We start from the raw sequence: 12,608 nt of genomic DNA on the forward strand, positions 1-12,608 counted from the left end.
GACCTCTTCTGCTCACGAAGTGCCGCACACCGGACCGAACGCAGGACGGGAGGCACGGTGCCAGCCCGCACCGCGCCTCCCGACCGCAGACGCCCGCCGCACCCACTCCCACGCGCCGCTAGGCTTGCCCCGTGGTCACACGGCTTTCGCATCTGTTCCTCCGTACGCTCCGCGACGACCCCTCCGACGCCGAGGTGACGAGCGCGAAGCTCCTCGTCCGCGCCGGCTACGTCCGTCGCCAGTCCCCGGGGATCTTCGCGTGGTTGCCGCTCGGTCTGAAGGTCCGCGCCCGCATCGAGGCGATCATCCGCGACGAGATGGTCGCCGCCGGCGCGCAGGAGGTCCTGCTCCCGGCGCTCCTGCCGCGCGAGCCGTACGAGGCGACGAACCGCTGGACCGAGTACGGCGACGGCATGTTCCGCCTGCAGGACCGCAAGGGTGCCGACTACCTGCTCGCGCCCACGCACGAGGAGATGTTCGCGCTCCTGGTGAAGGACCTGTACGGCTCGTACAAGGACCTTCCCGTCACGCTGTTCCAGATCCAGGACAAGTACCGCGACGAGGCACGCCCCCGCGCCGGACTCCTGCGCGGCCGCGAGTTCACCATGAAGGACGCGTACTCGTTCGACCTCACCGACGAGGGCCTCGAGCGCAGCTACCAGGTCATGCGCGACGCCTACGAGAAGATCTTCGCCCGACTCGGTCTCGAGTACGTCATCGTCAAGGCGGACGCCGGCGCGATGGGCGGGTCGAAGTCCGAGGAGTTCCTGCACCCGATCGGCGTCGGCGAGGACACCTTCGTCCGCAGTGCCGGCGGCTACGCGGCCAACGTCGAGGCCTACGTCACCCCGGTGCCGGACGCCCTGCCGATCGAAGGGCAGCCCGAACCCGTGCTCCTGCCCGCGTCGGACACCCCGACGATCGAGACGCTCGTGGCGCACGCGAACGAGATCGCACCGCGCGACGGCGCCCCCTGGACGGCCGCCGACACGCTGAAGAACGTCGTGCTCGCCCTGACGCACCTCGACGGCACGCGCGAGATCGTCGTCGTCGGGCTCCCGGGTGACCGCGACGTCGACCTGAAGCGCGCCGAGGTGGCCTTCGCCCCGGCCGAGGTCGAGCCCGCCGGTGACGACGACTTCCGCAAGCACACGGGCCTGGTCAAGGGCTACATCGGCCCGCAGGTCCTCGGTGCCGAGAGCACGACGGGCATCCGCTACTTCGTCGACCCCCGCGTGGTCGACGGCACCGCGTGGATCACGGGCGCGAACGAGCGCGGCGTGCACGTCTCCGGCCTCGTCGCCGGTCGTGACTTCGTGGCCGACGGCGTCGCCGAGGTGTCCGACGTCCGTGCCGGTGATCCGGCCCCCGACGGCTCCGGCCCGCTCGAGACCGCGCGCGGCATGGAGATCGGCCACGTCTTCCAGCTCGGCCGCAAGTACGCCGAGGCGCTCGGCCTCAAGGTGCAGGACGAGAACGGCAAGCTCGCCACGGTCACGATGGGCTCGTACGGCATCGGCGTGACGCGCATCCTCGCGATCCTCGCCGAGGCGCACAACGACGAGAAGGGCCTCGCCTGGCCGAAGAACGTCGCACCGTTCGACGTGCACGTCGTCGCGACCGGCAAGGACGAGGTCGCCTACGACCTGGCCACGTCGATCGTCGCCGAGCTCGAGGGTGAGCGGTTCGAGGTCCTCTACGACGACCGTCCGAAGGTCTCGCCCGGGGTGAAGCTGCGCGACGCCGAGCTCCTCGGCATGCCGATCGTCGTCGTCGCCGGCCGCGGCGCCGCCGACGGCGTCGTCGAGCTGTGGAACCGGGCGAGCGGCGAACGCCGCGACGTGCCGGTCGCCGAGCTGCTCGAGGCGGTCCGCGCGATCTAGCGGGTCACGTCCTCGACGTGACGACACGGCGGACGGGAGGCACGGTGCCAGCTGGCACCGTCCCTCCCGTCCGTCGTCCGGCCGGGTCCGTGACCCGCAGTGCGGTAGTCTGGTCGCCGACTTCCGCGCGGTTCCATCCGCGGGAGCGACTCATCTGAATACGGAGGCCCTCGGTGAAGATCGATCTCGCAGTCCTGCGACTCATGGAGCGTGAGCGGGAGATCCCGTTCGACGAACTCGTCCAGATCATCGAACAGGCCATCCTGACGGCGTACCAGAAGCACCGCACCGAGAACGAGGAGCCCGTCGACGCGGACGTCCGCGTCGAGCTCGACCGCAAGTCGGGCGAGGTCTCGGTCTACGTGCCCGAGCGCGACGACGAGGGCACCGTGATCGGCGAGGCCGTCGACCAGCCCAGCGACTTCGGTCGCATCGCCGCGTTCGCCGCCAAGCAGGTCATCAACCAGCGCCTGCGCGACATCGGCGACGACAAGATCCTCGGCGAGTTCCGCGGCAAGGAAGGCGACATCGTCGCGGGCATCGTCCAGCAGGGCCCGAACCCGAAGATGGTGCACGTCGACCTCGGCACCGTCGAGGCGATCCTGCCGCCGGAGGAGCAGGTGCCCGGCGAGGACTACAAGCACGGTGCACGGCTGCGCGTCTACGTGACGAGCGTCGGCCGCGGCATGAAGGGTCCGCAGATCACGGTCTCGCGCACCCACCCCGGCCTGGTGCGCAAGCTGTTCGCGCTCGAGGTCCCGGAGATCGCGTCCGGCGTCGTGGAGATCACCTCCCTCGCGCGCGAGGCCGGCCACCGCACGAAGATCGCGGTCAAGGCGAACGAGCCCGGTGTGAACGCGAAGGGTGCGTGCATCGGCGAGCTCGGTGCCCGCGTCCGTGCCGTGACGACGGAGCTCGGCGCCGAGAAGATCGACATCGTCGACTACTCGTCCGACCTGGCGTCGTTCGTCGCCAGCGCCCTGTCGCCGGCAAAGGTGACGAGCGCCTTCGTGCTCGACGCCTCGACGAAGGCCGTCCGCGCCCTCGTGCCGGACTACCAGCTGTCGCTCGCGATCGGCAAGGAAGGGCAGAACGCCCGCCTCGCCGCGAAGCTCACGGGCGCCCGGATCGACATCCAGCCGGACTCGATCCTGGACGGCGAGGACTGACGGTTTCGCTCGTGGCACGTCCGGTCCGGGCGTGCCGGATCGCGGTCGTCGAGAGGGAGGAGTAAGGTGGTTCCCGTCAGAACATGCATCGGCAGTCGCCGTCGTGCTCCCCGGTCCTCCCTCCTCCGTGTCGTCGCCCTGAGCGACGGTCGTGTCGTGGCGGACCCGAAGGCAGTCATGCCGGGGCGGGGAGCGTGGCTCACCCCGACCGTCGAAGCACATGATCGGGCCGTCAAGCGCAAGGCGTACCGCCGGGCGCTCCGGCTCGATCATGAACCGGACACGTCCGCGGTGCGTGACTACCTCGAAGCGCTCCGGCGCCCCGAACCACAGGCACGCGACCAGGACATGACAGAACAGGCTGAACGGCTTATGGACAACTGATGAGCGGCTCGAAATGAGACCCGTCATCCATTGAGTCCTGCCCCTCCACGGGGTGGGACCCGTGAAGGAGAACAGTGGCAAAACCACGCGTACACGAGATCGCATCCGAACTCGGTGTCGACAGCAAGACCGCAATGGAGAAGCTCAAGGAACTCGGCGAGTTCGTCAAGGGCCCGAGCTCCAGTGTCGAACCCCCCGTCGCGCGCAAGCTCCGTGCTGCGCTGCAGGCTGACGGCGCCTCGGCGTCGAAGCCCGCTGCGGCACAGACCCCGAGCGCGCCCGCCAAGACCGCGGCGCCGAAGTCGGGCGCACCGAAGCCCGGCGGCCCCCGCCCGGGTCCGGCCCGTCCGGCACCCACCCCCGAGCCCGAGCCCGAGGTGCAGGCGCCCGCCGCCGACGTGCCGACCCCGGCCGCCCCGAAGTCCGTCGCCCAGCGACAGGCCGAGGCCGAGGCCGCTCGCAAGGCCGCCGCTGCCGAGAAGGCCGCTGCCGAGAAGTCCGGCGACGCCGGCCCCGACGCAGCAGCCGAGCCGAAGGACGACGCCGTCAAGCCCGGCGGCGCTCCGAAGCCCGGTGCCGCAGCCGGCCCCAAGCCGGGTGGCCCGAAGCCGGGCGCACGCCCCGGCAACAACCCCTACGCGTCGAGCCAGGGCATGGGCTCGCGCCCGCCGCGTCCGGGCAACAACCCGTACTCGTCCAACCAGGGCATGGGCCAGCGCCCCGCCGCCGGCGCCGGTGGCGGCAACGGCATCCCGCGTCCGGCCCCGCCGCGTCCGGGTGCTCCCCGTCCGGGCGCTCCGCGTCCCGGTGGTCCCGGGCAGGCAGGCCGTCCGAACGGCTTCGGGCAGCGCCCGGGCCAGGGTGGCGGCGGTCGTGGCGGCCCCGGTGGTCGTCCGGGCGGTGCCGGTGGTGCCGGTGGCGGCTTCCCGCGTCCGGCCTTCAGCGGCCCGCGTCCCGCCGGTGGCGGTGGCCGCGGTCGTGGCCCCGGTGGCGGTACCGCTGGTGCGTTCGGTCGCGGTGGCGGCAAGAGCCGTGCCCGCAAGTCGAAGCGGACGAAGCGCGCCGAGTACGAGATGCGGCAGGCGCCGTCGCTCGGCGGTGTGCAGGTCCCTCGTGGTGACGGCAACACGGTCGTCCGTCTGCGTCGCGGAGCGAGCATCTCGGACTTCGCGGACAAGATCGACGCGAGCCCCGGCAACCTGGTGACGGTGCTGTTCCACCTCGGTGAGATGGCGACCGCGACCGAGTCGCTGGACGAGGCCACGTTCGAGGTCCTCGGCGAGGAGCTGGGCTACAAGATCCAGATCGTCTCGCCGGAAGACGAGGACAAGGAGCTCCTCGAGGGCTTCGACATCGACCTCGAAGCCGAGCTGGACGACGAGGACGACTCGGTGCTGCAGCAGCGGCCCCCGGTGGTCACCGTCATGGGTCACGTCGACCACGGCAAGACCCGCCTGCTCGACGCGATCCGCAACTCGAAGGTCGTCGAGGGTGAAGCCGGTGGCATCACCCAGCACATCGGTGCGTACCAGATCGTCACCGAGCACGAGGGCATCGAGCGCCCGATCACCTTCATCGACACCCCGGGTCACGAGGCCTTCACGGCCATGCGTGCCCGTGGCGCCCAGGTGACGGACATCGCGATCCTCGTGGTCGCGGCGGACGACGGCATCATGCCCCAGACGATCGAGGCACTGAACCACGCGCAGTCGGCCGGTGTGCCGATCGTGGTCGCGGTGAACAAGATCGACAAGGAAGGCGCGAACCCGGCCAAGGTCCGCCAGCAGCTCACCGAGTACAACCTGGTGGCCGAGGAGTACGGCGGCGACGTCATGTTCGTCGACGTGTCGGCTCGTCAGAACATCGGCATCCAGGACCTCCTGGACGCCGTGCTGCTCACGGCCGACGCCGGTCTCGACCTGCGGGCGAACCCCGACAAGGACGCCCGCGGTGTGGCGATCGAAGCACGCCTCGACAAGGGCCGTGGTTCGGTTGCGACCGTGCTCATCCAGTCCGGCACACTGCACGTCGGCGACGCCATCGTTGCGGGGACGGCCTACGGCCGCGTCCGTGCGATGACGGACGAGAACGGCGTGGCGGTCAAGGCCGCGACGCCGAGCCGTCCGGTCCAGGTGCAGGGTCTGTCCTCGGTGCCCCGCGCCGGTGACACCTTCCTCGTCACCGAAGAGGACCGCACGGCACGTCAGATCGCCGAGAAGCGTGAAGCCGCCGAGCGCAACGCCCAGCTGGCCAAGGCCCGCAAGCGCATCTCGCTCGAGGACTTCACCCGTGCACTCGAAGAGGGCAAGGTCGACTCGCTCAACCTCATCATCAAGGGTGACGTCTCCGGTGCCGTCGAGGCACTCGAGCAGTCGCTCCTGGACATCGAGGTCGACGACAGCGTCCAGCTCCGGATCCTGCACCGCGGCGTCGGTGCGATCACGGAGTCGGACATCGACCTGGCCACGATCGACAACGCGATCGTCGTCGGCTTCAACGTCCGCCCGGACGTCAAGGCCCGCGAGCGTGCAGCGCGCGAAGGCATCGACGTGCGCTTCTACTCGGTCATCTACAACGCACTCGAGGACATCGAGCAGTCCCTCAAGGGCATGCTCAAGCCCGAGTACGAAGAGGTCCAGTCGGGTGTCGCCGAGATCCGCGAGGTGTTCCGTTCCTCGAAGTTCGGCAACATCGCGGGTGTCATCGTCCGCTCCGGCACGATCACGCGCAACGCCAAGGCGCGCGTCATCCGAGAAGGCGTGGTGCTCGCCGATGGTCTGGCCATCGAGTCGCTGCGTCGGTTCAAGGACGACGTGACCGAGGTCCGCACGGACTTCGAAGCCGGTATCGGTCTGGGCAAGTTCAACGACATCCAGATCGGCGACGAGATCGAGACCACCGAGCTCGTCGAGAAGCCGCGCGACTGATCGCGTGACTACCCTGGGCCCCGGCTTCCTTCACGGGAGGTCGGGGCCCAGCCCCGTTCCAGAGCAAGACATCTCCACAGGAGGCACCCATGGCCGATCCGCAGCGCGCACGCAAGATGGCGGACCGCATCAAGGAAGTCGTCGCACGCCGACTCGACAAGGGCCTTCGCGACCCGCGACTCGGGTTCGTGACGATCACCGACGTCCGTGTGACCGGTGACCTGCAGCACGCGTCGATCTTCTACACCGTGTACGGCACCGACGAGGAGCGTGCCGACTCCGCCGCGGCGCTCAAGGCCGCGACCGGGATGCTCCGGTCCGAGGTCGGCAAGAACATCACCGCTCGTCTGACCCCGTCGCTCGAGTTCATCGCCGACGCCCTGCCGGAGACCTCGGCGCACATGGAGGACCTGCTCGTGCAGGCCCAGGTGCGCGACGAGCAGGTCCGTGCAGCCGCGGCCGGCGCGACCTACGCCGGCGACGCCGACCCGTACAAGCACGACGAGGACGAGGACGAGGACGAGGACGAGGACGACGCCGACGCGGCGCGCGCCTGACCCGTCCGATCAGCCCTCGGGCAGCCGGTAGCCGCTCGCGTCGTCCCCGACGGCCAGTCCGTCGCGCAGGAGCGACGCGAGCGCCCGGTCCCGCTGCTCGGCGTCGGGCCACACCGGTTCGATCTCGTCGCGCGTGACGGGGACGTCGCTCGCGCGGAGCTCCGCCATGATGAGCCCGCGCACCTGCCGGTCGCTGCCGGCGAACTTCGCCTGCTTCGGCGCGCGTGGGCCGTCGTGCTCCGGGTAGCCGGCGGCCCGCCACGCGCAGCGGTCGGCGATCGGGCACGCGTCGCACGCGGGGGAGCGGGCGACGCAGACGAGCGCACCGAGCTCCATCACCGCGGCGTTCGTCGCTGCGGCGTCGTCACGGTCGTCCGGCAGCACCGACTCCATCAGCGGGAGGTCCTGCTTCGCCTTCGCCGGGCCCGGTTCGCCCTGGCCGAGCAGGGCGCGGGCGAGGACGCGCCGGACGTTCACGTCCACGACGGGGTGCCGGTCGCCGTACGCGAACACGGCGACAGCTCGGGCCGTGTAGTCCCCGATCCCGGGCAGCGCGAGCAGCGCGTCCACGTCCCGGGGCACCACGTTGTCGTGCTGCTCGGCGATCGCGGTCGCGGCCGCGTGCAGCGCGAGCGCTCGTCTCGGGTAGCCGAGCCGGTCCCAGGCACGCACCGCGTCCGCCGGGGGTGAGGCCGCGAGGTCCGCAGGCGTCGGCCAGCGGGTGAGCCATGCCTCCAGGCGGGGCACGACACGCGCGACCTGGGTCTGCTGCAGCATGATCTCGCTGACCAGCGTGCCCCACGCGGGGAACCCGGGACGCCGCCACGGCAGGTCGCGCGCCTCTGCGCGGAACCACGCGATGAGCGGCGTCGCGATGTCCGTTCGTCGGGTCGCGTCCTGTGGACGGGTCGGGTTGTCCACATTCGGACTGGAGGCACGACTCGCGTTCACCACGACAGCCTACGGTGGGTGCATGGCACGTTGGGCACCCCAGGAGACCGACACCATGGCCGCGATCGCGGCCGAGGTGATCGCGCAGGTCGGCACGAACCGGACGGTCGTCGGCATCGACGGACAGGACGGCGTCGACCTCGAACGTGTGGCCTCCGGGCTCGTCGACGGCTTCCAGCAGCACGGGGTGTCCGCGATGGCCGCTGCCGCACCGTCGAGCGACGTCGACGCGCTGCGGGCCGACCTCGTCGCGCCGTTCCGGTCCACCGGCGAGGGCCCCGGCATCCTCGTGGTGCACGGACACGGGGTGCTGGCACACGGTGCCCACCGGCTCTGGCGCTGGTCGCTGTGGGTGGAGCAGGAGTCCGGGCGCCTCGAACGCCGCGCGGACGTCAAGATCGCCGCGTCCGCGGTGCTGGACGTCACCGACCCCGAGCACCCGCGTCGCGAGTGGAACGACGCCTGCTGAGTCGCCGGAGCGCTGGTAATCTCCTCTGGTGCTCGAAACCGCGCCCGACGGCATCCTCCTCGTCGACAAGCCGCAGGGGATCTCCAGCCACCGGGTCGTTTCCATCGCCCGACGTCGGCTGGGCCTGAAGAAGGTCGGCCACGCCGGCACGCTCGACCCGATGGCGACCGGCCTGCTCCTGCTCGGGATCGGCCCGTCGACCCGGCTCCTGACGCACCTCGTCGGGCTCGGCAAGACCTACACCGCCACGATCCGTCTCGGGGTCTCGACCGACTCGGACGACGCCGACGGGACCCCCACCGCGGCCGTGGGCACGTCCTCGGCGGACGTGTCCGAGGCCGCCGTCGAGCGGGCCGTCGCCGCGCAGCGCGGACAGATCTCGCAGGTGCCGTCGACCGTCAGCGCCATCAAGGTCGACGGCCGCCGCGCCTACGACCTCGCGCGCAAGGGTGAAGCGGTCGTCCTGCAGTCCCGGACCGTGACGGTGTCGCGGTTCGACGTCACCGGCCGGGGCGACCGCGTCGTCTCCGTCGACGGCGAGGACGTGGCCGTGATCGACCTCGACGTCGTCGTGTCGTGCTCGTCCGGCACCTACGTGCGCGCGCTGGCCCGTGATGTCGGCGCCGCACTCGGCACCGGCGCCCACCTCACCGCGCTCCGCCGCACCGAGGTCGGCCCCTTCAGCGTCGACGACGCGATCGACCTCGAGGACGAATCGGTCGACGTCCGGGCCGCACTCGCCCGACCGGTCGACGTCGCCCGCACCCTGTTCCCGTCCGTGCCGCTCGACCCGGCCGCGGCGAAGGACCTCGCCGACGGCAAGCGCGTCGCGGCGGACCACCCGGACACCGACGGTCCGGTCGCGGCCGTCGCCACCGAGGGGGACCGGCTCGTCGGGCTCGTCTCGGTGCGACGCGGACTGCTGCGCGTGATCACCAACTTCCCGACGGCATCGGGGGTGGGCGCGTGATCGAGTGGTTCATGTGGGTGCAGCTCGTCATCGCCGTGCTCGCCGGGCTCTTCGCGGTCATCGTGGGCTTCATCGGCTGGAAGCCGAACGACTACACGGTCGGGTCGCTCGCGCTCATCGAGCTGCTGCTCCTCGCCCAGGGTGTGATCTCCCTCGTCCTGCCGGCCACGGGCAGCCCGCCGGTCGGCAACGCGCTCGAGTTCGGCGTGTACGCGGTCTCGGTGCTGCTCGTCCCGCCGGCCACCATCGTCTGGGCGCTCATCGACCGGACGAAGTGGAGCACGGTGGTCCTCGGGGCCGGTGCGTTCACGGTCGCGGTGATGGTCTACCGGATGTACCAGATCTGGTTCGCCCTGAACTGACCCGCTCGCGTGCCCCCCGGCGACTGCGCGTTCGTCGTGGTGCGTCATCGTGGCCGCCCGCCGTCGGTAGAATCGGTGCAATGGCGACCAGATCCTCTCTCGCGACCGGCATCGGCCGCGTCCTCATCGCCGTCTACGGCATCCTCGCGCTCGCAGCGACGGGACGCAGCGTCGTGCAGATCATCGAGAAGTTCTCGTTCGCACCGTTCGCGTACACCCTCAGCGCCGTCGCCGCGGTCGTGTACATCGTCGCGATGATCGCCCTCATCGTGCCGGGTCGGTTCTGGTACCGCGTGGCCTGCGTCACGATCGTCTTCGAGATGACCGGCGTGCTCGTGATCGGCACGCTGTCGCTCTTCGACCGGCAGCTGTTCCCCGACGACACCATCTGGTCGTACTACGGCATGGGCTACGCCTTCGCGCCGCTGGTGCTGCCGGTGGCCGGACTCTGGTGGCTCCGCAAGCACCACCGCACCGCCACCGCGACCGAGACGACCCCGTCCGCCGTACCGGCCGGCGAGTAGGGACCGACGTGCAGTACTACGACGACACCGCCGACGTGGCGCAGGGCTTCGGGCCGAGTGCGGTCACCATCGGGAAGTTCGACGGGGTCCACGTCGGACACCGTGCGGTCATCGCGCACCTCGAGCGTGCGGCGCGCGAGCACGGCCTCGTGTCCACGGTCGTGACGTTCGACCGCCACCCGCTCGACGTGATCGACCCCGACAAGGTGCCGCCCGCCCTGACGAGCATCGCCCAGCGGCGCGAGCTGCTCGACGACGTCGGGGTCGACGCCACCCTGCTGCTCCGGTTCGACCACGAGCTCCAGTCGAAGGCACCAGAGGCCTTCGTGTCCGAGATCCTCGTCGACACCCTGCACGCCCAGCTCGTGTTCGTCGGCAGCGACTTCCGGTTCGGGGCGAAGGGCGCCGGCGACGTCGCCCTCCTGCGCGAGCTGGGGGAGCAGCACGGTTTCACCGTCGAGCTCATCGACGACGTCGACCTGGTCGACGACGTCCGGCCGGACGGTGAGCGACGGGTGTCCTCGACGTGGATCCGCGAGCTCCTCGGGGACGGCCGCGTCGCCGAAGCCGCGCGCCTGCTCGGCCGTGAACACGCGGTGCGGAGCGTCGTCGTGCACGGGAACGAGCGCGGTCGGGCCATGGGTTACCCGACGGCGAACCTCGACCCGGCCTCCGAGGGCTTCGTCCCCGCGGACGGCGTCTACGCCGCACGGGTCCTGCACGACGGCACGGTGTACCCGGCTGCCGTCTCGGTCGGCAACAACCCGACGTTCGAGGGCGTGCCGGCGAAGCAGATCGAGGCGCACCTGCTCGACGTGGACATCGACCTCTACGGCGACACGATCTCGGTGCTGTTCGTCTCGTACGTGCGGGGCATGGTGAAGTTCGACTCGATGGACGAGCTCGCCGAGCAGATGCGGCAGGACGACCGCGACATCCGGACGCTGCTGGGGCTCCCCGCCGTCGTCTGACCAGTTGTCGCAGTGTGCGAGGTTCCGGCCTCGGTGCGAGGGCATCCGCGTCCCACGGTGCGCGGGACCTCGCACACTGCGGACGTCCCCCAAGCCCTGCGACCGACGACGAAGCCCCCGCGACCGAACGGTCGCGGGGGCTTCGTCGTACGGGCCGATCAGCCGCCGAGGGCGTCGAGCCAGATCTTGCGGGCGTCGAGCGCTTCCTGCGCGTCCTTGATCTTGCGGGCGTCGCCCGAGGCCTGGGCATCGGCGAGCTCCGCTTCGAGCTTGCCGATCGCGTCCTCGAGCTGGCTCGCGAGACCGGTCTGACGGGCCTTGCGCTCCGGGTCGGACGCCTTCCAGTGCTCGTCCTCGAGGCTGCGCACGTGGTCCTCGACCGCGCGGAGACGGTCCTCGATGCGCCGGACGTCACCGCGGGGGACCTTGCCGATCTCGTCCCACCGGCGCTGGATGCCCGTGAGGGTCTTGCGTGCGGCTGCCCGGTCGGTGACCTTCAGGAGCGGCTCGGCCTCGGTCAGGAGCGCCTGCTTCGCTTCGAGGTTGGCCGAGTACTCGACGTTCTCGGCGGCGGCTTCGGCGTGGCGCTGCTCGAACAGCACGTCACCCGCGGCCTTGAAGCGCGCCCAGAGTGCGTCGTCGTGCCGCTTGCCGGCTCGCCCGGCGCCCTTCCAGTCGTCGAGCAGTTCGCGGTACGCCGGGATCGCGTCGGACCCGCGGGGAGCGAGCGCCTCGGCCTGCTGGACGAGCTCCTGCTTGCGGTTGCGGGCGTCGCGGTGCTGCGCGTCGAGCTCGGAGTAGAACGCGCGACGGTGCTGGTCGACGGTGGATCGGGCCGCGCGGAAGCGCTTCCAGAGCTCGTTCGCCTCGTTCTTGGGGATGCGCGGGCCGTCGTGCTGGTGCTGCTGCCACCGCGCGAAGACGTCGTCGAGCTGCGCGGTGATCTGCTTCCACTGCGCCCGTGCCGGGTCGACCGCGGCGAGGGCCTCGGCTTCTTCCACCAGGGCGGTGCGGTGCGCCAGGGCGTCCGCGAGGGCCTGCTGTGCCTGCTCCGCCTGCTCCTTCGTCAGGGAGCCGAGCTGCTCGGTCAGGGCGGCGACGCGGGTCTCGAGCGACTTGAGGTCGCCGACGACCCGTGCCTCGGCCACGAGGGCCTGCAGGTGCTCCACCGTGCGGGCGACGTCGTTCGCCGAGGCGCCACGCTGGACGCGCTGCTCGGCGATCTTCACCTGCCCCTCGAGGTCGGCGTACTTCCGCGCGAAGTAGGCGAGGGCTTCGTCGGGTGTCGCGTCCGGGTACTCACCGACGGCTTTCTCGGTGTCCTCGTACCGGACGTACACCGTCCCGTTCTCGTCGACCCGCCCCCAGGTCGTTGCTTCGTCAGGTCCCACAGGTCTCGCCTCGATCGTGGTCGTGCATCACCGACGTCGCCGTCGGCACG

12 protein-coding genes are annotated in these 12,608 nt (G+C 70.8%); 10 read left to right on the top strand and 2 right to left on the bottom strand.

Translation table 11 applies throughout. The features are described from left to right. Positions 1-131: 131 nt before the first annotated feature. From BIV03_RS15045 to rbfA, 5 genes are all read left to right on the top strand, one after another. On the top strand, positions 132-1,883 hold the full coding sequence (locus tag BIV03_RS15045; RefSeq protein ID WP_071296257.1) for a proline--tRNA ligase: 1,752 nt from the start codon (positions 132-134) through the stop codon (positions 1,881-1,883). A 173-nt stretch (positions 1,884-2,056) separates the two neighbouring features. Further along, positions 2,057-3,052: a transcription termination factor NusA gene (gene nusA / locus BIV03_RS15050; protein WP_070416270.1), complete on the top strand. Its 996-nt coding sequence runs from the start codon at positions 2,057-2,059 to the stop codon at positions 3,050-3,052. A 66-nt stretch (positions 3,053-3,118) separates the two neighbouring features. After that, the gene (locus BIV03_RS18875) at positions 3,119-3,436 is read left to right on the top strand and encodes a YlxR family protein (protein ID WP_083403468.1); all 318 of its coding nucleotides are present in this window, start codon (positions 3,119-3,121) and stop codon (positions 3,434-3,436) included. Positions 3,437-3,510: 74 nt separating this feature from the next. After that, on the top strand, positions 3,511-6,363 hold the full coding sequence (infB, locus tag BIV03_RS15055; protein WP_071296258.1) for a translation initiation factor IF-2: 2,853 nt from the start codon (positions 3,511-3,513) through the stop codon (positions 6,361-6,363). A gap of 89 nt (positions 6,364-6,452) precedes the next feature. After that, complete coding sequence (gene rbfA / locus BIV03_RS15060; protein ID WP_071296259.1) at positions 6,453-6,920, top strand: 30S ribosome-binding factor RbfA; 468 nt, start codon at positions 6,453-6,455, stop codon at positions 6,918-6,920. A 9-nt stretch (positions 6,921-6,929) separates the two neighbouring features. On the opposite strand, the gene BIV03_RS15065 is transcribed toward rbfA, so the two are convergent. Further along, positions 6,930-7,841, bottom strand: a complete 912-nt coding sequence (locus BIV03_RS15065; RefSeq protein WP_071296260.1) for an A/G-specific adenine glycosylase — start codon at positions 7,839-7,841, stop codon at positions 6,930-6,932. 52 nt (positions 7,842-7,893) lie between these two features. Between BIV03_RS15065 and BIV03_RS15070 the strand changes: the two genes are divergently transcribed. From BIV03_RS15070 to BIV03_RS15090, 5 genes are all read left to right on the top strand, one after another. After that, positions 7,894-8,340, top strand: a complete 447-nt coding sequence (locus tag BIV03_RS15070; protein ID WP_092386977.1) for a hypothetical protein — start codon at positions 7,894-7,896, stop codon at positions 8,338-8,340. A gap of 28 nt (positions 8,341-8,368) precedes the next feature. Beyond that, on the top strand, positions 8,369-9,310 hold the full coding sequence (truB, locus tag BIV03_RS15075; RefSeq protein ID WP_071296262.1) for a tRNA pseudouridine(55) synthase TruB: 942 nt from the start codon (positions 8,369-8,371) through the stop codon (positions 9,308-9,310). Then, complete coding sequence (locus BIV03_RS15080) at positions 9,307-9,672, top strand: hypothetical protein (RefSeq protein WP_071296263.1); 366 nt, start codon at positions 9,307-9,309, stop codon at positions 9,670-9,672. The genes truB and BIV03_RS15080 overlap by 4 nt, the downstream gene beginning before the upstream one ends. An 80-nt stretch (positions 9,673-9,752) precedes the next feature. Further along, positions 9,753-10,196 (top strand): hypothetical protein, encoded by a 444-nt coding sequence (locus tag BIV03_RS15085; RefSeq protein ID WP_070416263.1) that lies wholly within the window; start codon positions 9,753-9,755, stop codon positions 10,194-10,196. Positions 10,197-10,204: 8 nt separating this feature from the next. After that, positions 10,205-11,167 carry a bifunctional riboflavin kinase/FAD synthetase gene (locus tag BIV03_RS15090; RefSeq protein WP_070416262.1) on the top strand — a complete coding sequence of 321 codons (963 nt, stop codon included), beginning with the start codon at positions 10,205-10,207 and terminating at the stop codon, positions 11,165-11,167. Between the two features lie 158 nt (positions 11,168-11,325). Here the strand turns inward: BIV03_RS15090 and BIV03_RS15095 are convergent, their stop codons facing one another. Then, positions 11,326-12,558 (bottom strand): DUF349 domain-containing protein, encoded by a 1,233-nt coding sequence (locus tag BIV03_RS15095; RefSeq protein WP_175473779.1) that lies wholly within the window; start codon positions 12,556-12,558, stop codon positions 11,326-11,328. Positions 12,559-12,608 lie beyond the last annotated feature (50 nt).

Source organism: Curtobacterium sp. MCBA15_016, assembly GCF_001865105.1.
Lineage (GTDB): Bacteria > Actinomycetota > Actinomycetes > Actinomycetales > Microbacteriaceae > Curtobacterium.